Genomic DNA, 21972 nt, shown 5'->3' with positions numbered 1-21972 from the left:
GAGAACTTCAGGATTTTTCAAGCTTCGAAAAATCCGTACCTAAGAAAAGTTTATGTTTCGTAATTCACGATTCTTAAACTCTAAACGGATTAAAATCTGTGTCTTTGTCGTAATAATCTTCGCCCTCTTCCCTCTTTAGGAATTTCACAACTTTATAAGTAGCCGGCGTAAACAGCACCTCCACTGCAGTTTTGAATATATAATTGGAAATTATTAAGGTAAAAAGCAAAGAATTAGGAAGGACGCCAAGGAAAGCTATCGAAATAAAAAGAGTGCTGTCTATCAGCTCTCCGATGAGAGTTGATCCTATTGTTCTAGTCCAGAGCCATTTACCATTAGTCCATATTTTCATTTTGGCTAAAACATACGAATTAGAAAATTCCCCACAGAGGTAGGCTATTAAACTTGCTATCACAATTCTCGGTGTTAACCCTAAAATGGCATCATACGCAGCTTGATTATCCCAACCTACTGCAGGAGGAAGTTTGCCCACTATTATAAAAATAACTGACATCAATAAAGCCATAAAAAATCCAAGCCAAATAACGCTTCTCCCTTTTTTATAACCATAAACTTCGGTTAATATATCTCCAAAGATATAAGAAAGAGGAAAAAGCAAAGTTCCCCCATCAAAAGTAAACAAACCAAAATCTAAAATCTTTGTCGAAGCAACATTAGAAATTAATAAAATAGAAACAAAGAAAACACTGATCACTCCAAGATATTTATAATTTTTTTGATTTGTTTGCATAAAATTAGAGAGGCAAAGAAATTGAAAAAGTAGTGCCTTTGCCTTCTTTTGATTTGACAGAGACCTTATAACCATTTTGTTCTGCAAGATTTTTTACCAAATAAAGACCCAATCCTGAACCATTGCTTTTGATTTCAGAAACATTTTTTGCTCGAAACATTTTTGTAAATATTTTGTCTTGATCTTTTTTCGGAATACCAATACCATTATCCGTAACTTGTATTATAGCATTATTACTAGTTTCTTTTGCAAGTAGAGTTATCTGACCGTTTAGTCTCGAATATTTAATAGCATTTGAAAGAAGATTTTCAAGAATTATTCTAAAAACTCTTCTGTCTAAGTTTAGAGTAGGAAGATTTTTATCATATTTCTTCTTAAAACGGACTTTCTTGTGATTAATTTGAGGCAATACTGCTTCGGCTATTTCTTCTATCTCCTCGAATAATTTTACCGGTTTCGGCTTTATTTCAAATTTACCCATTTCTATACGGGAAATATTTAAGAATGTTTGAACCATCTCTGTCATATTTTTCACCTCTTTAAAAATGCTTTTCAAATATTTTCTATTCTCCTTATTTATATCCCCTACCACATTTTTCATCAGCATTTCTGTGGTTAAAGAAATAGTAGTGAGCGGGGTTCGTAATTGATGTGCTGCTAAAGATAAAAATTCATCTTTCGCTTTATTTATCTCTTTTTCATTGGTGATGTCGCGCCAAACTCCGATCGCTCCCCTGACACTGCCATCTATTACGAGCGGTGCAGAACTAATAGATAAAGGAATTAGGCGTTTACTTTTTTTATTAGCCAAATAAAAGGTAGCAGATTTTGCGACTGACGAGAATTCTTTTCTTTTTTCTGCATCGAGCGCTATATATATAGGCCGTTTGTCCCGTGGCACTCTTCTCTTAAACTCATCAAAAAAAGGGATACTTTCATCCAGATCATGGTGTAATAACTCAGAAGACTTCATACCACAGAGCCCCTCGAGCGCTTTGTTGATGTAAGTAATTCTGCCGATTGTATCGGTTACCAGAATACCGTCGGCAATACTCAAAAGAAGCGCATCATCGAATGCTTTGCCTTCCTCCATTTTTTGAGCATAATCCCGAAGTTTCTGTTCTGATTCACGGTAACGTCCGACATCGCGGGCTATTGCTGTATGAAAAATCTTCACGCCGATTTTCCACGACGAATATGAAACTTTCAGGGGAAATTCTTCACCGTTTTTCCGCACACCAATTATCTCGACAGAGGTATTTTTTTCTACGTTCCAGTTGTTCTCTTTTTCGTTCTTACCTAAAATAAATGACTTTCCAAGGACTTCCCTCTCATCATAGCCGAAAATGCGTTTGGCGCTCTTGTTCCAATACACCACGAGTCCGGCATCATCGAATGTAATGATTGCATTGTTTACCGATTCGGCAATAAGGCGGAATTTTTGCTCGCTTTCGGACATTTCTAATTTGTGCGATTTGACATAATCAAGCGCAAAAATGTATTGCCATATTGTAGCTAAAATTTCTTTTATTTTCGAAAATGTTTTTCTCCACAAACGCGCCATGTTCATTATTATGAATAATCCTCCGAAAATAGCAATCCCCGTGATGCTATAAATACAGCTAAGACTTTGATTTAATCCACCATTTTTTAACAAAAGGCAAAGATTGCACAGAAATAAAATACCCTATCGGCGGAACAAGGGCATTTAAAAAATAATTATTATTTCCAATAAAATACAAAACTTTCACTGCCACTACATAAATGATTCCTGAAATTAAAAGTACTCGAAAATAGCTAGTTTCCCAAGCCTTATCCCCTTCCACCCTTAAATTCCTTTGTTTTATTTCTTCAATTTCTTTCTCTAGTTTTTGAATCCTTTCTTCCATGCGGGTCCACGAGGATTCGAACCTCGGTCAACGGTTTTGGAGACCGCTATTCTACCACTGAACTATAGACCCAATAAACAAAACGATCCTTTGTAAGGTCGTTTAAAGTGTAACATAAATAAGTAAAAAATCTATCTGAAATCTACTTTTTAACCTCCTTATGCTTCGTCTGCTTTTTGCACCATTTGCAATATTTTTTAAGCTCGATTTTTTTAGTAACGAGTTTTTTGTTCTTGCTGGACCAGTAATTTATGCGTTTGCAAGTTCCGCAAGCAAGTTTTATAAGTCTATCTTGTGACATACTTATAGATTAATATAAAAAAGCTTAAAAAGCAAGCTTGAATTACGAAACATAACTTTTCGCAAGGGTTTCGAGCGCGGCGGCGCGAGAACTTCAGGATTTTTCAAGCTTCGAAAAATCCGTACCGGAGAAAAGTTTATGTTTCGTAATTCACAATAATTCTTGGTAGCAATGCACTTATCCGCGTGGTCATCTCATAATTAATAGTATTAATTCTTTTTGCCATTTCTTCTGCAGTAATTTCACTTTTACCCTGTTTTCCCAAAAGTACCACTTCATCTTCCATTCTAACACCCTTCAGATGGCTCACATCTACTGTAAACATATTCATAGACACTCTGCCTAAAATTTTGCATCGAGTACCCTTGATCAGCACTACGCCATTATTGGAAAAACCTCGATCAAATCCGTCTGCGTAGCCTTGAGGAATAATGGCAATCTTGGTTTCTTTTTTTGTTTTATAGGTCAATCCATAGCCGATAGTTCTCCCCGAGGGCATTATTTTAATTTGCGCTATTTTTGTTTTCCAAGTGAACACTGGTTTTAAATTAATTTTATTCTTGTATAATAATTTCAAATTTTCAGAAGGCCACATTCCATAAACGCCAATACCTAAGCGTATAATTGGATGAATCCCCTTTCCTGTTTCATAAGCTAAAAGTCCAGAAGTCGCTGATATGTGTGTTTGTAGGTTTTTAAAATTAAATTTTTCTGCCAATTTTAAAGCTTTTTGATATTCTTTTATTTGCTTTTGCGCATGAGTAAAATTAGAAGTATCTTCAATGTTTGCAAAATGCGCATAAATGCCAGTGAGTTTTATAAATTTGCACTTTTTTATTTCTCCAAAAACTTTTGGCAATTCGTCTAATAAAAATCCTTCTCGTCCTAGATATGCGTCTACGGGTAAATGTATTTCTTGTTTTATTTTTAATATATCAGCCATGGCTGATATATGCTTTATTTGCTGTATTGAAAAAACAGTCAAAATACAACTGAGTTTAACGGCTTCTAATAAATTTAGCTTTTGTATATATCCTAAAACTAAAACTTTTTTCTTGCTTACTTTTCGCAACAATCTTAACTCTTCAAAACTATCAACCTGGAAATAATCCACATACGGCTCAAGAATTTGAGCCACTTCATTCTGTCCATGACCATAAGCGTTTCCCTTGATAGCAACGGAGAATTGGGTCCCTTTTTTGGCTAAATTTTTAAATTGTTTAATATTGTGAATTAAATTTCTTTTCGAAAGCTCTGTATATGAGAGGGGTAAATTCTTTTTCACAATTATTTGACTGTTGTTTGTAATTTCTGCTCTTTTTCAAATCTTTCTATTGCAAGCTCGAGCAACTTGTCTAAAAGTTTCAAGGCAGGAACACCGCTCGCTTCCCATAATTTAGGATACATGCTGATATCAGTAAATCCTGGAATCGTATTTATCTCATTTACTAAAATATCCCCATTTTTTTTAAGAAAAAAATCTACCCTGCTCATTCCTTCGCAATTAAGCGCCTGAAATGTTTTGATGGCTAATTCTTGAATTCTTTTTGTGGTCTTTTTATCGATTTTTGCTGGTATGACTGCCACTGATCCTTCATCAATATATTTTGCATCATAAGAATAGAAATCCTGATTGGCAATAATTTCGCCTGGGATAGATGCCATAGGCATGTCATTTCCAAGCAACGCACACTCTATCTCCCGTCCATCGATAAATTCTTCAATAATTACCTTAGTGTCAAACTTAAACGCCTCACCAAGAGCTTTTTTGAATTCTTTTTCATTTCGCACTTTACTAACTCCGACCGATGAGCCCATATTGGCTGGCTTAATAAAAAGTGGCAAACCAAGTTCTTTTTTTATTTTACTAAAATTTATTTTGTCGCCAAATTTAACAGTGATAAATTTTCCAATAGGAATACCAGCATCTCGCAAGAGTCTTTTGGTAACATCTTTGTCCATTCCGACAGCCGAACCGAGCACTCCTGGCCCCACAAAAGGAACACTGGCGAGTTTTAAAAGACCCTGCATACTGCCGTCCTCACCGAAAGGTCCATGCATTACTGGAAAAATAACATCAAAATTTTTAAGATTGTTGAAATCGAATTTTCCGTCTTTGTTTATTTTTATCGGAGTAATGTGATACTTTGTTTCATCCAACGCTTTAATCACATTGTTGGCTGACTTGAGCGACACTTCATGCTCCGCTGATTTTCCTCCCATTAACACCCCGATTTTTAATTTCTTCTTCATGATTTTAATATAACACTTTTAAAATCTTTCGGCACATTTGTTAGATTCTTATAACCATTTTTGGTTATTAAAACCATATCTTCTATACGTACTCCGCCAAAACCTTTAAAATAAAGCCCTGGTTCTACAGTCATCACGCAACCTGTGGGAATTACGTCTTTGCTCTTCGGTTTGAAATTCGGCCATTCGTGGATAACTGTGCCGACTCCGTGACCAAGACCATGAGCAAACTTCTTCGCGCCATATTTTTTATTTAAGAAATCTCTGGCTGCCTTATCTATCATTTTTCCTCTTCTCTCCCCTTTTCGTATTTTTTCTAGAGCGAGATTTTGAGCTTTTAAAACACTTTCATAAATTTTCTTTTGTCGATTATTAGGCTCTCCCCAAAAATAAGTTCTCGTCATATCCGAGCAATAATGGTTTACCGTACATCCAAAATCCAGCATTATCATATCACCTTCTTTTAACCTTGCGCTTCCGGGTTCATGATGAATATCAGCAGTATTTTTACCAAAAGAAACAATTGGTGCAAAAGATAAAATGGGTGCGCTGTATTTTATAAAAGATCTTTTCATAAAATTAGCGATTTCAATTTCGCTCACTCCAGTCTTTAGAATTTTCAAAACATCTTGCAAAACTTTTTCGCTGATTCTTTGCGCTTTAATAATATTTGCAAGTTCTTTTTTGCTTTTTACCGCCCTGACTTCATGAATCAATTTCGTTTTTTGCATAAAAATTCTCCTCACCCCTTGCTTTCCCCTCTCCATTAATATGGAGAGGGGTTGGGGAGAGGTTAAAACAATTTAACTACATCGTGATAAGTAATGACAATCATAAGCAATATCAAAATACTAAAACCAACCATATTTAAAGTGTTCGCAATTTTTGGATTGATGCGCGAACCTTTTATTTTTTCAATTAATAAAAAGAAAAGCCGCCCGCCATCGAGAGCTGGAAATGGAATCAAATTTATGATTGCAAGATTTATTGAAATTAAGGCAGTGAAGGATAAAAGATAGACGAAGCCAAATTGATAAGCATCTCCCACAATTCCAACCATGCCGACAGGGCCGGTCACTGAAGCAAAGCTCCCCTGCCCTCGTAACCCGTCAACAATAAGCGTAAAAAGACCTATAGCTGTATTTTTGGTCATAAACCAGGTTAGCTTCATCCCTTCTGAAAGCGCACTAAAAAAGGGTAATTTTGCCGTACCGATTTCATCCATCGAAATACCGATGGTAAATTCTCCGTTGGTTTCTTTTGGAGTTATTTTGGCAATGTTTACTTCGGGATTTTTGCCTCGGGTGTATCCAATGTCAATTTCCTTACCTCCGCCATCAACCACAAAAGATTTTATAATTTCAGGACTTATAGAGGCTGAAAAATTATTATCATTTTTTATATTTACGATTTTATCTCCTATTTTGAGCTCCGCATTTTCAGCAGGAGATTTCGGCAGAATGGAAACGATTACCAAATTCACATCTTGCAATTTATAACCAGCAAGTTCACTGCCGGCCGATGTCGGAAGCCCAGACATAAAACCAATAGAAAATAAAATCCAAGCTAATAAAAAATTAGCCAAAATTCCGGCGAAAAGCACTGAAGCTTGCTGCCATTTTGGCTTATTTGCTAGACTTCTTTTTTCCAATTCAATCTTTTCAGGAGTATTTTCTTTATCTAAAAATCCAACTTCCAGTAAATTAGCCTCATCAACATTCTCTCCGAAAATTCTAACAAAACCGCCCAAGGGCAATAAATTGAAACTGTATTCTGTCTCCCCTTTTTTAAAACTGAATAATTTCGGCGGAAAACCAAAGCCAAATTCGTCCACCCTGATGCCGAATCCTTTCGCAGTAAAAAAATGCCCAGCTTCATGAACTAGTACTAGTACTAGAAGGATGATTATAAAAATAATTATGCTCATTCGTAATTCTTAATTCGTAATTGACTTCTACCCCATTACTTCACGCTCTTTTTTCTCAAAAATTGCTTCCAGGTTGCTATTTGTTTCGTTGACAATTTTTTGCAATTCTTCCTTGGCTCGAAACTTTTCATCCTCAGTCATCGAACCGCCTTTTTCCTTCGCCTCTATATCACTCAAAATAGTTTCGCGTTCCCTGCGCACAGCGATCCTCTGTTCTTCTAGTTTTTCCTTTAAAACTTTTACGAGAGTCTTTCTGGTGTCAGTCGTTAGTTGCGGGAAAATAACTCTGATGCCCATGTCGTCAGTCGCCACCGACAAACCTAAATTTGAAGCGATGATCGCCTTTTCTATCCCTTTTATTTGAGTTTTATCAAAAGGAGCTATGCGAAGTGTTTTCGGATCCTCGATAGACACAGAAGCCACATTCTTTATAGGGAGAAATGTTCCGTATGATTCAACAGATATACCATCAAGCACCATTGGTGATGCACGTCCTATGTTAAGTTGGTTGTATTCTTTACTCAAAAATCCTCCCACTTTTTTTAACTCCATTTTGAAATTTGAAAAATTATATTGCATCCCGTTAGAGATAGAGAATCTTTAGATTCTCGTAATTTAAGTTAATAATTCGACAAAACTCGCTGATATTTTTATTTACAACCCGATTGATTTTTTAACTATTCGATCTCTAACGGGATTGCATACTCCTATTATAACATATTTGGTGTAATTAAAGCTACAGATTCCATCAAACTTTTTGTGGAACTTCCTGGCATACGAAGAAATTCTCGGACTTTGAAAAAATGAAGAAATGGATTAATGTCAAAGGCCGCCTTTGACATTTTTTTATGTAAAACAAATTCTAATGCATCTAAAAATCTTAAAGCTTTGGAACGGGCAGAATCAAGTGGAGCGATGTCCTCCTCTTTTTCCTCAGGCACGGCAAGTAATTCTTTAATATAATCGATTCTATTTTTTAATGGCATCTTAATAAATTTTTCTATCTCTTTCGCCTCTTCTTCATCTAGGCAAGGCCTAGCTGAAATTAAATAAAATCTAGAAATGAAAGTTTTCAATAGAAAGTTGGCATCCGGCACTATTAGAAAAAAGTGTGTATTTTCTATCGGTTCTTCAAACATTTTAAGTAAAACATTTTGAGCATCTATAGACATAGTATTAGCATAAATTAAAAATATTTTTTTTACAGAAGAAAAACTTTTACCAGCCGACATTGAACGTAAAGCAAAAGCGTCATCGATTTTGAAATTATCAATTGAAATATTGACAAAATCAGGATTACCGACAGTATCTACGTCAATTTTTTTTAAAAATTCCTTAATTTCTAAAAAAATTTCTTCCCGCGCGCCTTCTATCAAATATGCGTGGTGTAAATTATTTTTATCTAAGTGCTCTAAAATATTCATTTCTACTTTTTACTTAAAACTGTTTTTTTATAAACATCTAAATGCTCGAGAGCTATGCCTGTGCCTTTCACCACACAAAAAAGAGCATCTTCAGCCAGGGTAGCTTTGACTCCGGTTTTTCTATAAACCAAATCTGTAAGATTTCTTAATTGAGAAGAACCGCCGGTCATAATGATCCCATGGTCAATAATATCTGAAGCGAGCTCTGGAGGAGTTTCTTGAAGGACATCTTTAATAGCTTTTATTATTTGTTTCAATTCATCATTTATTGCCTTGGCAATTTCATTAGTCCCCACCTGGGCGCTTCTCGGCAATCCTTGGATAAAATCTCTGCCTTTTATGGTAACACGAAGCTCTTCTTCTAAAAGAACAGCCGCACCAATTTTAATTTTTACCTCTTCGGCGGTTCTATCACCGATCGCTAAGTTAAAAGTCTTTTTAATATAATCTGCTATGGCTTGATCTATTTTATTTCCGGCGCACTTTACTGAAGTAGAAGATACAATTCCCCCAAGTGAAATTACTGCCACATCTGTCGTGCCTCCGCCAATGTCTACAACCATATAGCCTTTAGATTCATAAATTGGAATCCCTGCGCCAATCGCCGCCAATATCGGCTCTTTAACCACATAAGCATTTTTAGCTCCGGCACGTATCGCTGCTTCAATCACAGCTCTTCTTTCAGTAGAAGTCACCCCAGCAGGAACAGAAATCATTACATCGGGTTTAAAAAAATTAAATTTACCCATCGCTTTCCCAATAAAATAACGGAGCATTGCTTCAGTAACTCGATAGTCTGCTATAACTCCATCTTTCATTGGACAATAAGTAATAATAGATTCCGGGGTTTTACCTATCATGTCTTTTGCTTCAAAACCAATCGCTATAATTTTATTATCTTGTTCAGAAACTGCCACAACTGAAGGCTCGTTTAAAACGATGCCTTTACCAGGCATAAATACCAGCGTATTAGCCGTTCCTAAATCTATCCCTAATTTATTTGAAAAGAATGCCATCCCGTTAGAAACAGGTCGCGGTCAAAAAGCCGTGACTAGTTTTGATTATTTCTATTAAATTGCGACCGCGGTTTCTAACAGGACCCATAGAAGCAATATACCCCCACACCTATTTAAAATCAAGGAAATAGGTGTGGGGGTATAACACATTTTTATGCTAGAATGAAACATAAATTATATGAAAATAATATCTATAATACCGCTTAAAAAAAGTGTCCCGAGTGGTGATTTAACTTATTTTACCAATTCAAATATAAATGTTGGAAACATTGTGTCTGTTTCAATAAGAAATAAAGAAACCTTGGCATTGGTTACCGCGAGTGAAGAATTAAAAGCAGAAAAAAGCAATGTACGAAAAATGAATTTTAATCTTAGAAAAGTCTCAAAAGATAAAGGGAGTTCAGTTTTTTTAAAAGAATTTTTAGATACGATTTTTGATACAAGTAAATATTTTGCTCAAAATAAAAACAGCACTATTTCTTCATTAATTCCAAATATTTTTATAGAAGAATACGACAAGATTGCCAGGTTGCAAAATGTACGAGCCGAGCCTGCACAAAGATCAACATTAAAGTTGAAAGCAGAGAAGTTATTGTTTCAATATCCATTAAGAGACCGCATCTCTATATATAAAACTCTGGTTCGTGAATCCTTTGCTAGAAATAAATCTATCTTTATGATTCTGCCAACAGAGACAGATATAGAAAAATTTACTGATCAATTATCAAAAGGAATTGAACAATTCACTTTTTCTTTGCACGGCGGAATAAGTGCTAAAAAAAATTTAGCAACTTATGAGAAAATTGTGAACTCAACTCATCCGGTCCTGATCATTTGTACTCCGATATTTCTATCTATTCCTAAAAAAGACATTGGCACTATAATTTTAGAACATGAAAATTCGAATGCTTATAGGATGATGAATAAGACTCATATTGATTTAAGAGTTTTTGTAGAAATTTATGCTTCAAAAATAAATGCAAGATTTGTAATGGCTGATAAGATCCTACGTTACGAGACAATAGGGAGAAAAGATATTGGTAATTTTAATTCCTTATATCCATTGTCTTTTAGAATTGATTTTAATGGAAAAATAGAGGTTTTAGGAAAACCCGCTCGCCAATTGGCAGGCGGGGAAAAAAAAGATAATAAAAAATTCCAAATATTTAATGACGAAAGTATAAAAGAAATAAAATCTACGCTTGAAAATAAAAAGAAGATCTTCATTTTTACTCTCCGAAAAGGTTTGGCAACCATGACTCTGTGCAAAGACTGCAATGAAATAGTAAGTTGTGAAAAATGCAAAGCACCCCTAGTCCTTTATAGTTCTCACCAAAACAAAAAAAGAATGTTTATATGCAATAGATGTGAGATGAACAAAGAGGGAGACGTAGCTTGCGTTTCTTGTGGAAGCTGGAATCTGCTGCCTCTCGGCATCGGCACCGATACTGTATTTGAAGAAATAGAGAAGACTTTTCACCTCGGGCATAGCCCTACGGGCGAGCCGAAAATAAAAATTTTTAAGCTGGATAAAGAATCAGCAAAAACAGCAGCTGGAGCGAAAAAAATTATAAGGGAATTTTCTGCTGAAAGCGGAGGAGCAATTCTCATGGGCACAGAAATGGCATTTTTTTATCTCAAAGACAAGATTCCGCTTTCTATCGTGGCTTCTTTTGATTCACTTTGGAGCATTCCAAATTTTAAAATGGGAGAAAAAATCATTCAAATCATACTTTCCATAATCGAAAACACTGAAGAAAAAATTATTATCCAAACAAAAAATGAAAATGACCCTGCCATCCTCGCCATCAAATCAGGAAATTTATTATCTTTTGTGCGGGAAGAATTGGAGGATAGACGCAGACTATCCTATCCACCATATAAACGTTTTATTAAGATCACATATTTTGGCGATAAAGAGCAAACAATAAAGGCAAGGAAAATATTAGAAGAAATTTTTAAAGAATATTCTCCTGAAATTTTTAGCGGATTCATAGCTAAAAATAAAAGCAAATATGTGACAAATACATTAATAAAAATTGACACTCAAAAATGGTCTCTTCCAGAAATTTCTATCAATTCTTTTATAGATGAAAATCTTCTGGCTAAACTTTTTTCTCTTCCCTCTTTTTTTGAAATATTTGTAGATCCTGAAGATCTATTGTAAATTTATGCAACTATTACCACAAACTCCCCTCTTTGTTTCTCTTTATTTTTTTGAAAATATTCGAGGACTTCAGCTGGAGTTCCGATTTTAAATTCTTCATAAATTTTTGTTAATTCTCGAGCAACACAAACCCTTTTATCTGGACAAAATTTTACCAATGATTCTAATGTTTTCAAAATTCGGTGCGGAGATTCATAAAACACGAAAGTTCTTTTGGCGTCCTTAATTTCTTTAAATAAAGTTTCTCTACCCTTCTTATGCGGAAAGAAACCCAAAAAGGTAAATTCATGAATAGGTAAACCGCAAGCCGAGAGCGCAGTAATTAATGCTGTGGCCCCTGGAATTGGAATGACTTCTACAGTTTTTCCAGCAAGGACTCCCCTTGCTGGATTAAAATACTCTTTGATTTGAGAAACGAGTAGTGCTCCTGGATCAGAAATCCCTGGTGTGCCAGCGTCTGACACTAATGCAAGATTCCTTCCTTCTTCTAAAAGTTCAAAAATTTTATCCACTTTGGAGAGCTTGCTTTGAGCGTGATAGCTCATCGTTGGTTTTTTGATATCGTATTTATCTAATATTTTTTTCGTTTGCCTAGTGTCTTCGCATAGTATCAAATCCACGCTTTTAAGCGTCTCGATAGCTCGAAAAGTAATGTCCCCCATATTCCCTATCGGTGTCGCCACCACATAAAATTTAGACATAAAATTACTTCCTATATTTCCTTGTCCTCCATTTGTCGGCGATTTTTACGCGAGTGAGGGAGCGTTCGAGCTCGGCTTCAAGTTGTTCGAAGTCTACAAGTTCTTTATTTTCCATTTGTTTTTTCAATTCTATAGAGCGAGCTTTTGCCTTCTCTATCTCAGCATCTGAAATTTCAGCCACATTTTCGGCGAAATCCGCTAACACAGCAACTTCTGTTTGATTCTCTTTATTTTTCTTCACTTCAATAAAACCGCCAGCCACAGCAATAGGCACATGCTCACCATTTATGAACGCCACAATATCTCCAGACTTAAGACCTGTAATCAAAGGAATATGATCTGGCAGAACTGTAATTTCGCCTTCAGAAGTCGGTAAAACTACTTGATCAAACATTTCTTCTAAAACAAGACGTTCTGGTGTAACTATTTTTAATTTTAATTGTTTTGAATTCATTGTTGTATTTATTCCTCCCCTCCTTAATAAGGAGGGGAATGAGGGGAGGTTCTTAATTAATTCACCTCACCCCAACCCTCTCCTTATCAAGGAGAGGGAGCAATCAAAATTTTTAAAGTGCTCCTTTCATATAAAAATCATTTTCTGATTTATCATCGTGTTTGCCATCCAAGATTTCTCTGAATGAACGAATGGTATCAGCGAGCGGAACATAAACACCTTTTATTCCTGTAAACTGCTCTGCTACGAAATTTGGCTGAGAAAGGAATTTTTGTATTTTTCTAGCGCGAGCTACGAGCTCTTTGTCCGCTTCAGACAATTCTTCCATTCCCAAAATTGCAATAATGTCTTGCAGGTCTTTATAACGCTGAAGGACACGCTGAACTTCACGAGCTACGGCATAATGTTCCTGACCAACAATGTTTGGATCTAGGATCGTAGAAGATGAATCGAGTGGATCTACCGCTGGATAAATACCTATTTCTGAAAGCGAACGATTTAACACAACAGTAGAGTCAAGGTGGGCAAAAGTCGTAGCTGGGGCGGGGTCAGTCAAGTCGTCAGCCGGCACATAAACAGCCTGCACAGAGGTCACTGAACCTTTATCGGTAGAGGTAATACGTTCTTGAAGAATTCCCATTTCCGTACTTAGAGTAGGCTGATAACCTACAGCCGAAGGAATACGTCCGAGCAAAGCGGACACTTCAGATCCAGCTTGAGTAAAGCGAAAAATATTATCGATAAAAAGAAGCACGTCTTTACCCTCAGCATCACGGAAATGTTCTGCCATTGTGAGAGCAGAAAGAGCCACTCGCAAGCGCGCACCTGGCGGTTCATTCATTTGTCCGAACACCATCGCCACTTTCGGAAGAACTCCTGAATCTTTCATTTCATTGTATAAGTCATTACCTTCACGAGTACGTTCACCTACTCCGGCAAAGACAGAGTACCCGCCGTGATTTGATGCAATGTTATGAATTAATTCTTGAATGACAACAGTTTTCCCCACGCCGGCACCGCCGAAAAGCCCAACCTTACCTCCTTTTAAAACAGGACAAATAAGATCTATAACTTTAATACCAGTTTCTAGAATTTCAACTTTTGTTGCCTGGGTCACGTATTCTGGAGCTTGGCGATGAATCGGTAATTTTTTTTGCACTCCAGCGGTTGAACCGCTGTTTTTCAGCGGTTCAACCGCTGGTAAATCGTCTATTACCTCACCTAAAACATTAAAAATACGTCCGAGAGTGGCGCTTCCCACAGGTACAGAAATAGGCGCTCCGGTACTCGTCACAGGCATTCCGCGTGAAAGGCCATCTGTAGTATCCATGGCTACTGCACGAACAATTCCTCCGCCTAAATGTTGCTCTACTTCAAGAATTATTTTCTTAAATTCGGACGTTGGACGTCCGGTTTCCGGACGTCCAACGTCCGAATTTTTCATTACTTCTAAAGCGGAATAAATCTCTGGCAAATTGTCGCCAAAATCTACATCGACGACCGGTCCGATAATTCTTTTGATTGTACCTGTTGTTTTCATAAAAAAATAATTAATTATTAATTGATAATTCGTAATTGTTAATTGACTGATGCCATGCCAGCGCTGATCTCTGATATTTCTCTGGTAATATTTGCTTGGCGCGCTTTATTGAAAACTAATGTCAAATCATCAATCATCTCTCCCGAAGCATCGCTGGCATTTTTCATGGCCACCATTCTGGATGATTGTTCGGAAGCATTGGATTCAAGAAGCATCTGATAAATCTGCATTCTGGTAATTTTTTCAGCAAGCGACGAGATCAATGTTTCAAAATCTCCTTCGAATAAATAATTTATCTTCTGCTCAGCTGCGGAAGCCTTGCTCTTATCTTGCGAAAGCAAGGCTTCCACAAAATCCTTTTTGGAGATTGGTAAAAGTTGTTTTATGTTTGGTTTTTGATTAAGAGCTGAAATAAAATCAGTAAAGGCAATTAAAACTTTATCATAATGCAAAGAAATATATTCATCCATAACTAATTTTGACACCGGGAGAATGTCAGAAAGGGATATTTTGTCTGGCAATTCAGTAAAGCTAGCAATGATATTTTTATCAATCCGGCGCATAGCTATATCACCTTTTTTACCGATAGTTATAAAATCTATTTTAGTGTTTTTCTCCTCAAGTTTTAATAATGAAATAACTTTTTTAATAACTTGCGCATTATAGGCGCCGCAAAGTCCGCGATTGGAAGTTATGAGAACAAATAATATATTTTTCACTTCTCGTTCTATGAAAAGAGAATTTGTGCTATCTCCGATATTCGTGGCAACAGAGGTGAGCACTCCCCAAGAATATTCAGCATACAAGCGCGAAGCCAAAGTAGCAGATACAGCACGTTTCATTTTAGAAGCAGAAACAAGCTCCATCGCTTTAGTGATTTTTTTTGTATTCCTCACACTCTTTATTCTTCTTTTTATCTCTTTTGTTCCTGCCATCCCATTATAAATTTTAATTAATAATTTCTATTTATTGTTCCCGTCTGTTGAATTTATAACGGGACAAGTAAATAATTAAGCTCTAGAGAAAACTACTTTTAAAATCTGTGATTACTTTTTTAATTTCTTCCTCGCCTTGGGTGTCCCACATTTTTTTCTCGTCAATTTGCTTATAAAAAACTTTAGCGTTACGTTCGCTGTAATCCATAAGACCTTGTTCAAATTCTTTTATTTTATCAATCGCCACATCATCCATAAAACCATTTGAGAGAGCATAAAGAGTGACAATTTGGTTCCCGATTGGGACTGGTGCGTATTGAAGCTGTTTCAATACTTCTACCGCTCTTTTTCCGCGTTCAAGTTGGCGCTTGGTAGCGTCATCTAAATCAGATCCGAATTGAGCGAATGCTTCAAGCTCACGAAACTGCGCCAAGTCGAGCTTCAAGGTTCCCGCTACTTTTTTCATTGCTTTGATTTGAGCACTGGAACCAACTCGGGAAACAGAAAGACCGACGTTCACGGCAGGGCGAATACCTTTATAGAAAAGATCTGTCTCCAAGAAAATTTGCCCGTCAGTGATGGAAATAACATTCGTAGGAATATAGGCGGACACATCGCCAGCTTGGGTTTCAATAATTGGAAGCGCGGTGATAGAGCCTCCGCCATATTCTTTATTTCTACGGCAAGCTCTTTCGAGCAAACGAGAATGCAAATAAAAAACATCTCCAGGATATGCTTCACGACCTGGAGGACGGCGAAGCAAAAGAGAAATTTCACGATAGGCAACAGCGTGCTTGGAAAGATCATCGTAAATAATCAACACGTCTTTCCCTTGATCCATAAAATATTCTGCAATAGTTACTCCGGTATATGGAGCAATATATGAAAGCGAAGCAGCTTCTGAAGCGCCTGCTGAAACGATCACTGTGTAGGCCATCGCTCCGCCTTCTTCCAACCTCGCTTCAATTTTTCTTAATTTAGAATCTTTCTGGCCGATAGAAACATACACGCATATCATGTTCTGGCCTTTTTGGTTAAGGATGGTATCAATAACAATTGCAGTCTTACCTGTCTGTCGATCACCAATAATGAGTTCGCGTTGTCCGCGACCAATAGGAATAATACTGTCAATAACTTTTATCCCTGTAGATAAAGGCTGGTCTACTGATAAGCGAGTGATAACACCCGAAGCCACTTTTTCAATTGGATAAGTTTTTAGACCATCTTTTCCAGCTTTTATGGCGCCTTTACCATCAATAGGAACACCAATAGCATTTACCACTCTTCCTAAAATATTATCATCCACAGGAATTTCAAGAATTTTCCCAGTGGCTTTTACCTCATCTCCTTCTTTGATTTTTGAAAAATCACCAAGAATAATCACACCGACGGTGTCTTCTTCTAGGTTTAAGGCCACACCCGTCTCACCACCCATAAAAGTTACCATTTCGGAAGATTTTATATCAGAAAGTCCAGAAACTTTTGCAATACCGTCAAAAACTTCCAGCACTTTTCCCACCTTCTCAACTTTGGTTTCAGTTTTAAAATTTTCTATTTCTTTTTTTAAAATCTCTACAATGTGGTTTGACATATATTTCTTTTATTTTCTTTGCATTAAAAATTTTTCTAATTCATGAAGTTTGTGGCTGTAAGTGCTATCTAACACTTCATCCCCGACCTCCACCCTCATTCCGCCTAGTAATTCTTCTTTTTCAAAAAATTCACTAATGACATTCTGCGCTTTATATCTTTCTTTTATTTCATTTTCCAACTTGCTTTTCTCCTCTCCTTTTATATTCTTCGCTGTAGTGATTTTAGCTCTAATGGTACCCGTTTTTTTATCAATAATATTTGAGAGAACATTTAGGACTTCGTCGGATTTGCCCAGCATTCGTTTGTCTTTTAGTATTTGAGCCGAACGCTTGATCGCCAATTCTAATTCCTCCCCAGACTTGCCTTCTGTCGCCTCATATACCGCCTCTGCTATATTTTTGGGAGAAATTTTTGTCATTTTTTATTTATTTTGTTTGTTTTCTTCTGCCATAATTTTCTTAACGGCTAACATCGCAAGTGATATGACTTCACTTTTTGCTGATTCCACTAAAGCTTTTTTGTCTATTTCCATCTGTTCTGCTCTCTTCTTTGCCCATTCATTATTATCTGCTTTTATTTTTTCTAGATTTTTAGCTCTTAATTGATCCAATTCTTTGGTAAGTGCTTTTTGAGAATCTATGGCTACTTGCCTTAATTTTTTTGTATTTTGTTTGTATTCTTCGGAAGCTTTTTGCAATAATTCACTGGATTCTTTTGCATCGTCCAATCCTTTGGAAATAGTATTTCCTCGCTCTTCCATGAGCTTGCGAAGCGGTTTAGCAGCCAAAAAATAAAATACCAAAAAAACAATGCCAAAATTAATCAGCTGGGCGATCATCAATTTCCAATCTATATGAAATGTACCTATAAATTCCTGCATAAGGATACTTGGGCCTATTTAATAGAAAATGCGATAACTAATCCGTAAATTGCTACAGCTTCTGCGAAAGCGGAAGCGATAAGCATCGGAACCAAAACCTTTCCAGTAGCTTCTGGATTTCTTCCAATAGCTTCCATGGCTCTACCACCGATAAGACCAATACCAATACCAGCTCCAACTGCTGAAAGTCCAATAGCGAGACCCTTGCCTACTGGTGCAAAACTAACAACTGTATCTACTACTTCTTTTTCCATAATTTTTTTAAATTAAACTTATAATAATTTCGACTAATAATTAATAATTTTATGCGTGCACTAATCCTTCTTCATGACTACTTTCTTTGTCATGCTCTTCATGATCCTGCGAAGCTATCGTAAAATATACTGTCGCCAGCAATGAGAATATCAATGCTTGGATCAGTCCGATAAACACTTCAAGGAAAAGAAAAGGGGTAGGTAAAAGATAAAGAAAAATCGCTCCCATAGAAGCCAGCAACACTTCGCCTGCAAAAACATTGCCGAAAAGTCGGAAAGAAAGCGAAGCCACCTTGGCTATTTCCCCTATCAACTCCAATATACCGACAAAAAAATTAATAGGCGCCACAATCAAAACACTTTTGTCTTCTCGGAATTTTGTGAATATTCCTCCGAGCGCTTTTATATTAACATATTTATTAAAAGTTTTCCAAGCGCCTATCGCAATGATGCCAAAAATATTTGAACCTATCACAATAGCGATACTCAAAGCGAGAGTGGTGTTTATGTCAGCCGTCCCAGCTCGGAAAAGTGGAATAAAAAATGACTGCCCAGCTTCGTTGGCTACAAACCCGACAGAACCAACTATAGGCAAAAGTCCGAGCCAGTTATTAATTAAAATAAATAAAAATAATGATGTAACCAGAGGAAAAATCTTCAACGTCGTTTTGCGATCATTGGTGACTTGATCGCAAAGAGATAATGCTCCTTCTAAAAACATTTCAAAAATATGTTGAATTTTCCCGGGAATTTTTTTAATATTTAAACGCAGAAAAATACACAGTGCAATAATAATCAAAACTGCAAACCATGAATTGATCAAAGAATTAGTGACTTGAAAATTCCCAATACTAAAAATCGGTTCTGCATAAATGGTCGTCTCGTGTATTACTTCTTCGTGTATTGGTTGTTCGCTTATGTTATTTGTTGCCATCTTTTTCTAAATCTTTTTTATATTGTTTAATCTCTCGATAAATTCCATAACAAGTGATACCGAAGCCGAGCATAATGATGATAAAAAATAAAGACTGACTACCCGCAGATTTGCTAATAAAACTCCCTCCCAAATAACCTAAAACTAAAGGAAATACTATCCATGAAGTCGTTTTGACATAAAAAATTATTACTGGTCTCCAGTTCATGCATACACTATAACAAAAAGATAGAATCAATGCAAAAAATTTGGATAAATGAAAATTAATTTTTATCCATAAATATTCCATCAGAACGTTTTTCACATTTATCCCATTGATAAACTCTTCCGTTCATGCAAATATAAACTCCCTGATTTAAAACATTAAGAGCGCCAATAGCCACGCCTACATTAAATTCCGCGTCAGATTCACGAAATTGGTATGGCTGAGAAGCACCCGTCAATACAATAACTTTATTTGGAATAGTACTTAAAACTTTTGCAGTATCTATCATTGTGTCTGTGCCGTGAGTTATTAAAATTTTATTTTCAATTGTACTCTCGCATGCTTTTTTTATTAACTGCCTATCTTCATCATTCATTTCTAAGCTATCTTTCATCAAAAGACGCTCAACTTTATATTCAAAATTTAACTTTAACTTACTTTCAAATAACTCTAAAACAGCTTGTTTGTCACTAAAAGAAAAATTTAAAGTTCCCTTTTGGTCCGAATAAATTTTATCGATGGTACCCCCCCCTGTAAAAATTTTTATTTTCATAGTGAGCGTGGATGGGATCGAACCATCGGCCTCTGTCTTATCAGGACAGCGTTCTACCACTGAACTACACGCTCAAATTATATTTTAAACAATATAAGAAATATATAACGAATACAATATATTTGGTTCGCTCGGTCGAAATAAAAATAAATTTTTGTTTCTCCCTCACTGCCAAATATAACAGAAAAAAAAAGTTCCAGCAAACACACCTCACCCCCAGCCCCTCTCCTTAATAAGGAGAGGGTGGCTAAAAGCCGGGTGAGGTCAAATAAAAAACGGAAGCATTGCTTCCGTTTTTTATTTTTAGAATATAATTTAAATTAGTATTCTCTGCGTCCTCCTCCGTTGTTGCCATATCCTCCTCCATTTGAACGTGGTGGACGAGCTTCCATAGGGCGAGCTTCGTTGACAGTAAGTTTTCGTCCTTCAAATTCTTGATCATTAAACATAGAAATAGCTTTTGAAGCTTCATCTTGAGATGACATTTCTACGAAACCAAAACCTTTTGAACGACCGGACATTTTGTCCATGATAATCACAGCAGAAACAACGTTTCCAGCTTGTGCGAAGAGCTCTTTAAGAGCATCCTCTTGAGTGCTGTAAGGGAGTCCCCCTACATATAGCTTTGTAGCCATACTTTATACTTCTCCCGTTTTAAAAAATCGGGCAAAAACTATTTATAAACCCACCCACTAATTTTTTTTGGGGGCAGACGTAGAAACTCTATTTCGCTAGATGAGATCCTACTAATTAATAGTAACATATCTAAAATGAAAAGCAATTTTCATTCCACATCTTCCTCCCCCACTACCCCAGATTCAATAGATTCAATAATGTCTCCAATCCCCCCTTCTAGAATTTTAGGCAAATTATGCCAAGATTTTTTGATGCGGTGATCTGTCACCCGATCTTGAGAAAAATTGTAGGTGCGAATTTTTTCCGAGCGATCACCGGTGCCTATTTGCCCCTTGCGAATGCCAGCATGCTTGCTCGCTTCTTTTTCTTCTTCCAATTGTTGAAGTTTCGCTGTCAAAATCATCATTGCCTTTTCGCGATTGGCGAGTTGGCTTCGCTCATTTGTGGAACGCACATCCAGCCCAGTAGGCTTGTGAATAATGCGCACCGCCGTCTCTACCTTGTTTACATTTTGCCCTCCTTTTCCGCCGGAACGAGAATATTCCATATCAAAATCTGCCGGATTAATCTGAAAATTAACTTTTTTTCTAATCGGAAGCACTGCCACCGACGCGGTGGAAGTGTGCACTCGGCCATTTTTTTCAGTTGCCGGAATTCTCTGCACTCGATGTACACCCGTTTCATAACGTAGCTTCTTGTAAACATCTTTACCTTTTATTTCAAAACTGGCTTCTTTGTATCCATTCAAATCACTTTTTGATTCATAATTCACCTTCCATTGCCAGCCTTGCATTTCAGAGAATTTTTCATACATATGCGCAAGTTCCCAAGCAAAAAGCGAAGCTTCATCTCCCCCAGCTCCCGCCCGCACTTCCAGCACTATTTCATTTGGCGATTCATTTAATTTGTCTTCTGCTTCTTTATCTTTGTCCAAAATGTCTTGCACTTGTTTTTCAATTCTTTCCCGTTCTTCTTGGATAAATTTAAGTTCCTTCGCAGCCATTTCATGCAAGCTTTCATCGCTGTCGAGCATCTCGCGCACTTCAGCTTCCTCCCGTGTCAAGCGTTCTAGCTCACCAGCCAAATAGCTCGTATTGTGATTCTTTTTAAGTTCTTCGAGGTCTAGGCTCATATAAATGATTTTAACATAAAGAATAAACGAAAACTGGTATTTGTATTTTTAGAGTCTTTCGCAAGCCGACGGGCTGAGAATGAGCAAATTTTCAGCAGAAAATTATGTGTGCTTTATAAAAAGTGTGCCGAGAAAGAGTTTGTTATTTCTTAATTTTAGTTTTAGTAGTAGCAGCTGCTCCCTCGGCCGTAGCCCGGCCACGGGCGAGGCGTTTCTTGAAGCGTTCTACGCGGCCAGCAGTATCCATTATTTTTTCATTTCCAGTATAAAAAGGATGACACTGACTGCAGATTTCCATCTCAATAGAAGGCATAGTAGAACCAACCTCAAAAATAGCTCCGCAAGCGCAAGTAGCTTTTGTTTTTAAATCATATTTTGGATGAGTACCTTTTTTCATAACTTTGAAAGTTTAACATAATTTTAACTC

The 21972-nt window shown here is 36.7% G+C and carries 26 protein-coding genes and 2 tRNA genes; 1 reads left to right on the top strand and 27 read right to left on the bottom strand.

Annotated elements, in window-relative coordinates:
* Window positions 1–73 precede the first annotated feature (73 nt).
* The 12 genes from PHT16_02680 to PHT16_02625 all read right to left on the bottom strand — a co-directional run bounded on the left by PHT16_02680 (window position 74) and on the right by PHT16_02625 (window position 9561).
* Complete coding sequence (locus PHT16_02680; protein ID MDD5721325.1) at window positions 74–751, bottom strand: queuosine precursor transporter; 678 nt, start codon at window positions 749–751, stop codon at window positions 74–76.
* 4 nt (window positions 752–755) lie between these two features.
* Window positions 756–2321 carry a PAS domain S-box protein gene (locus PHT16_02675; GenBank protein ID MDD5721324.1) on the bottom strand — a complete coding sequence of 522 codons (1566 nt, stop codon included), beginning with the start codon at window positions 2319–2321 and terminating at the stop codon, window positions 756–758.
* 52 nt (window positions 2322–2373) lie between these two features.
* Window positions 2374–2640, bottom strand: a complete 267-nt coding sequence (locus tag PHT16_02670) for a hypothetical protein (GenBank protein ID MDD5721323.1) — start codon at window positions 2638–2640, stop codon at window positions 2374–2376.
* Window position 2641: 1 nt separating this feature from the next.
* Window positions 2642–2712: transfer RNA gene (locus PHT16_02665), tRNA-Trp, on the bottom strand.
* A gap of 70 nt (window positions 2713–2782) precedes the next feature.
* Complete coding sequence (rpmG, locus tag PHT16_02660) at window positions 2783–2941, bottom strand: 50S ribosomal protein L33 (protein MDD5721322.1); 159 nt, start codon at window positions 2939–2941, stop codon at window positions 2783–2785.
* Between the two features lie 136 nt (window positions 2942–3077).
* Window positions 3078–4226 (bottom strand): alanine racemase, encoded by a 1149-nt coding sequence (alr, locus tag PHT16_02655; GenBank protein MDD5721321.1) that lies wholly within the window; start codon window positions 4224–4226, stop codon window positions 3078–3080.
* A gap of 2 nt (window positions 4227–4228) precedes the next feature.
* Entirely contained in the window at window positions 4229–5194 is a 966-nt protein-coding gene (locus tag PHT16_02650) for a D-alanine--D-alanine ligase (protein ID MDD5721320.1), read from the bottom strand.
* The gene (locus tag PHT16_02645) at window positions 5191–5925 is read right to left on the bottom strand and encodes a M24 family metallopeptidase (protein ID MDD5721319.1); all 735 of its coding nucleotides are present in this window, start codon (window positions 5923–5925) and stop codon (window positions 5191–5193) included. Before PHT16_02645 ends, PHT16_02650 begins: the two co-directional genes overlap by 4 nt.
* A 62-nt stretch (window positions 5926–5987) precedes the next feature.
* Window positions 5988–7121 carry a site-2 protease family protein gene (locus PHT16_02640; GenBank protein MDD5721318.1) on the bottom strand — a complete coding sequence of 378 codons (1134 nt, stop codon included), beginning with the start codon at window positions 7119–7121 and terminating at the stop codon, window positions 5988–5990.
* 27 nt (window positions 7122–7148) lie between these two features.
* Window positions 7149–7700 carry a ribosome recycling factor gene (frr, locus tag PHT16_02635; protein MDD5721317.1) on the bottom strand — a complete coding sequence of 184 codons (552 nt, stop codon included), beginning with the start codon at window positions 7698–7700 and terminating at the stop codon, window positions 7149–7151.
* Between the two features lie 131 nt (window positions 7701–7831).
* The gene (locus PHT16_02630) at window positions 7832–8545 is read right to left on the bottom strand and encodes a hypothetical protein (GenBank protein MDD5721316.1); all 714 of its coding nucleotides are present in this window, start codon (window positions 8543–8545) and stop codon (window positions 7832–7834) included.
* A 2-nt stretch (window positions 8546–8547) separates the two neighbouring features.
* A complete protein-coding gene (locus PHT16_02625) occupies window positions 8548–9561 on the bottom strand; it encodes a rod shape-determining protein (protein ID MDD5721315.1) in 1014 nt (337 codons plus the stop codon).
* A 178-nt stretch (window positions 9562–9739) separates the two neighbouring features.
* On the opposite strand from PHT16_02625, the gene PHT16_02620 reads away from it, so the two are divergent.
* The gene (locus tag PHT16_02620) at window positions 9740–11728 is read left to right on the top strand and encodes a hypothetical protein (protein ID MDD5721314.1); all 1989 of its coding nucleotides are present in this window, start codon (window positions 9740–9742) and stop codon (window positions 11726–11728) included.
* 2 nt (window positions 11729–11730) lie between these two features.
* Here PHT16_02620 and rsmI read toward each other — a convergent pair whose 3' ends face one another.
* The 15 genes from rsmI to rpmE all read right to left on the bottom strand — a co-directional run bounded on the left by rsmI (window position 11731) and on the right by rpmE (window position 21942).
* On the bottom strand, window positions 11731–12429 hold the full coding sequence (gene rsmI / locus PHT16_02615) for a 16S rRNA (cytidine(1402)-2'-O)-methyltransferase (GenBank protein ID MDD5721313.1): 699 nt from the start codon (window positions 12427–12429) through the stop codon (window positions 11731–11733).
* A gap of 4 nt (window positions 12430–12433) precedes the next feature.
* Window positions 12434–12883 carry an ATP synthase F1 subunit epsilon gene (gene atpC / locus PHT16_02610; GenBank protein ID MDD5721312.1) on the bottom strand — a complete coding sequence of 150 codons (450 nt, stop codon included), beginning with the start codon at window positions 12881–12883 and terminating at the stop codon, window positions 12434–12436.
* A 112-nt stretch (window positions 12884–12995) separates the two neighbouring features.
* Window positions 12996–14423 carry a F0F1 ATP synthase subunit beta gene (gene atpD / locus PHT16_02605; protein MDD5721311.1) on the bottom strand — a complete coding sequence of 476 codons (1428 nt, stop codon included), beginning with the start codon at window positions 14421–14423 and terminating at the stop codon, window positions 12996–12998.
* A gap of 38 nt (window positions 14424–14461) precedes the next feature.
* Complete coding sequence (gene atpG / locus PHT16_02600) at window positions 14462–15358, bottom strand: ATP synthase F1 subunit gamma (GenBank protein MDD5721310.1); 897 nt, start codon at window positions 15356–15358, stop codon at window positions 14462–14464.
* A gap of 82 nt (window positions 15359–15440) precedes the next feature.
* Window positions 15441–16949, bottom strand: coding sequence for a F0F1 ATP synthase subunit alpha (gene atpA / locus PHT16_02595; GenBank protein MDD5721309.1), 1509 nt, complete (start codon window positions 16947–16949; stop codon window positions 15441–15443).
* 9 nt (window positions 16950–16958) lie between these two features.
* Window positions 16959–17369, bottom strand: coding sequence for a F0F1 ATP synthase subunit delta (locus tag PHT16_02590; protein MDD5721308.1), 411 nt, complete (start codon window positions 17367–17369; stop codon window positions 16959–16961).
* A gap of 3 nt (window positions 17370–17372) precedes the next feature.
* On the bottom strand, window positions 17373–17831 hold the full coding sequence (locus tag PHT16_02585) for an ATP synthase F0 subunit B (GenBank protein MDD5721307.1): 459 nt from the start codon (window positions 17829–17831) through the stop codon (window positions 17373–17375).
* A 14-nt stretch (window positions 17832–17845) separates the two neighbouring features.
* Complete coding sequence (gene atpE, locus PHT16_02580) at window positions 17846–18085, bottom strand: ATP synthase F0 subunit C (protein MDD5721306.1); 240 nt, start codon at window positions 18083–18085, stop codon at window positions 17846–17848.
* Between the two features lie 49 nt (window positions 18086–18134).
* Window positions 18135–19019, bottom strand: coding sequence for a F0F1 ATP synthase subunit A (locus PHT16_02575; GenBank protein MDD5721305.1), 885 nt, complete (start codon window positions 19017–19019; stop codon window positions 18135–18137).
* Window positions 19006–19227 carry a hypothetical protein gene (locus PHT16_02570; GenBank protein MDD5721304.1) on the bottom strand — a complete coding sequence of 74 codons (222 nt, stop codon included), beginning with the start codon at window positions 19225–19227 and terminating at the stop codon, window positions 19006–19008. Before PHT16_02570 ends, PHT16_02575 begins: the two co-directional genes overlap by 14 nt.
* Window positions 19228–19282: 55 nt before the next feature.
* Window positions 19283–19777, bottom strand: coding sequence for an asparaginase domain-containing protein (locus tag PHT16_02565; GenBank protein ID MDD5721303.1), 495 nt, complete (start codon window positions 19775–19777; stop codon window positions 19283–19285).
* Window positions 19778–19779: 2 nt separating this feature from the next.
* Window positions 19780–19851, bottom strand: a tRNA-Ile gene (locus PHT16_02560).
* 246 nt (window positions 19852–20097) lie between these two features.
* Entirely contained in the window at window positions 20098–20412 is a 315-nt protein-coding gene (locus PHT16_02555; GenBank protein ID MDD5721302.1) for an RNA-binding protein, read from the bottom strand.
* A 149-nt stretch (window positions 20413–20561) separates the two neighbouring features.
* Window positions 20562–21545, bottom strand: coding sequence for a PCRF domain-containing protein (locus PHT16_02550; protein MDD5721301.1), 984 nt, complete (start codon window positions 21543–21545; stop codon window positions 20562–20564).
* A 142-nt stretch (window positions 21546–21687) separates the two neighbouring features.
* On the bottom strand, window positions 21688–21942 hold the full coding sequence (gene rpmE, locus PHT16_02545; protein ID MDD5721300.1) for a 50S ribosomal protein L31: 255 nt from the start codon (window positions 21940–21942) through the stop codon (window positions 21688–21690).
* Between the last annotated feature and the right edge of the window lie 30 nt (window positions 21943–21972).

The sequence above is a fragment of the Candidatus Paceibacterota bacterium genome (assembly GCA_028718635.1).
Lineage (GTDB): Bacteria > Patescibacteriota > Minisyncoccia > Phycocordibacterales > UBA9973 > UBA9973.
This window is presented reverse-complemented; position numbering and strand designations above follow the sequence as displayed.

Bases quoted from the DNA above. Each gene is read 5' to 3' on its own strand.
- PHT16_02680 (MDD5721325.1), bottom strand. From the start codon at position 751: ATGCAAACAAATCAAAAAAATTATAAATATCTTGGAGTGATCAGTGTT.
- PHT16_02675 (MDD5721324.1), bottom strand. From the start codon at position 2,321: ATGAACATGGCGCGTTTGTGGAGAAAAACATTTTCGAAAATAAAAGAA.
- PHT16_02670 (MDD5721323.1), bottom strand. From the start codon at position 2,640: ATGGAAGAAAGGATTCAAAAACTAGAGAAAGAAATTGAAGAAATAAAA.
- rpmG (MDD5721322.1), bottom strand. From the start codon at position 2,941: ATGTCACAAGATAGACTTATAAAACTTGCTTGCGGAACTTGCAAACGC.
- PHT16_02650 (MDD5721320.1), bottom strand. From the start codon at position 5,194: ATGAAGAAGAAATTAAAAATCGGGGTGTTAATGGGAGGAAAATCAGCG.
- PHT16_02645 (MDD5721319.1), bottom strand. From the start codon at position 5,925: ATGCAAAAAACGAAATTGATTCATGAAGTCAGGGCGGTAAAAAGCAAA.
- PHT16_02640 (MDD5721318.1), bottom strand. From the start codon at position 7,121: ATGAGCATAATTATTTTTATAATCATCCTTCTAGTACTAGTACTAGTT.
- frr (MDD5721317.1), bottom strand. From the start codon at position 7,700: ATGCAATATAATTTTTCAAATTTCAAAATGGAGTTAAAAAAAGTGGGA.
- PHT16_02630 (MDD5721316.1), bottom strand. From the start codon at position 8,545: ATGAATATTTTAGAGCACTTAGATAAAAATAATTTACACCACGCATAT.
- PHT16_02625 (MDD5721315.1), bottom strand. From the start codon at position 9,561: ATGGCATTCTTTTCAAATAAATTAGGGATAGATTTAGGAACGGCTAAT.
- PHT16_02620 (MDD5721314.1), top strand. From the start codon at position 9,740: ATGAAAATAATATCTATAATACCGCTTAAAAAAAGTGTCCCGAGTGGT.
- rsmI (MDD5721313.1), bottom strand. From the start codon at position 12,429: ATGTCTAAATTTTATGTGGTGGCGACACCGATAGGGAATATGGGGGAC.
- atpC (MDD5721312.1), bottom strand. From the start codon at position 12,883: ATGAATTCAAAACAATTAAAATTAAAAATAGTTACACCAGAACGTCTT.
- atpD (MDD5721311.1), bottom strand. From the start codon at position 14,423: ATGAAAACAACAGGTACAATCAAAAGAATTATCGGACCGGTCGTCGAT.
- atpG (MDD5721310.1), bottom strand. From the start codon at position 15,358: ATGGCAGGAACAAAAGAGATAAAAAGAAGAATAAAGAGTGTGAGGAAT.
- atpA (MDD5721309.1), bottom strand. From the start codon at position 16,949: ATGTCAAACCACATTGTAGAGATTTTAAAAAAAGAAATAGAAAATTTT.
- PHT16_02590 (MDD5721308.1), bottom strand. From the start codon at position 17,369: ATGACAAAAATTTCTCCCAAAAATATAGCAGAGGCGGTATATGAGGCG.
- PHT16_02585 (MDD5721307.1), bottom strand. From the start codon at position 17,831: ATGCAGGAATTTATAGGTACATTTCATATAGATTGGAAATTGATGATC.
- atpE (MDD5721306.1), bottom strand. From the start codon at position 18,085: ATGGAAAAAGAAGTAGTAGATACAGTTGTTAGTTTTGCACCAGTAGGC.
- PHT16_02575 (MDD5721305.1), bottom strand. From the start codon at position 19,019: ATGGCAACAAATAACATAAGCGAACAACCAATACACGAAGAAGTAATA.
- PHT16_02570 (MDD5721304.1), bottom strand. From the start codon at position 19,227: ATGAACTGGAGACCAGTAATAATTTTTTATGTCAAAACGACTTCATGG.
- PHT16_02565 (MDD5721303.1), bottom strand. From the start codon at position 19,777: ATGAAAATAAAAATTTTTACAGGGGGGGGTACCATCGATAAAATTTAT.
- PHT16_02555 (MDD5721302.1), bottom strand. From the start codon at position 20,412: ATGGCTACAAAGCTATATGTAGGGGGACTCCCTTACAGCACTCAAGAG.
- PHT16_02550 (MDD5721301.1), bottom strand. From the start codon at position 21,545: ATGAGCCTAGACCTCGAAGAACTTAAAAAGAATCACAATACGAGCTAT.
- rpmE (MDD5721300.1), bottom strand. From the start codon at position 21,942: ATGAAAAAAGGTACTCATCCAAAATATGATTTAAAAACAAAAGCTACT.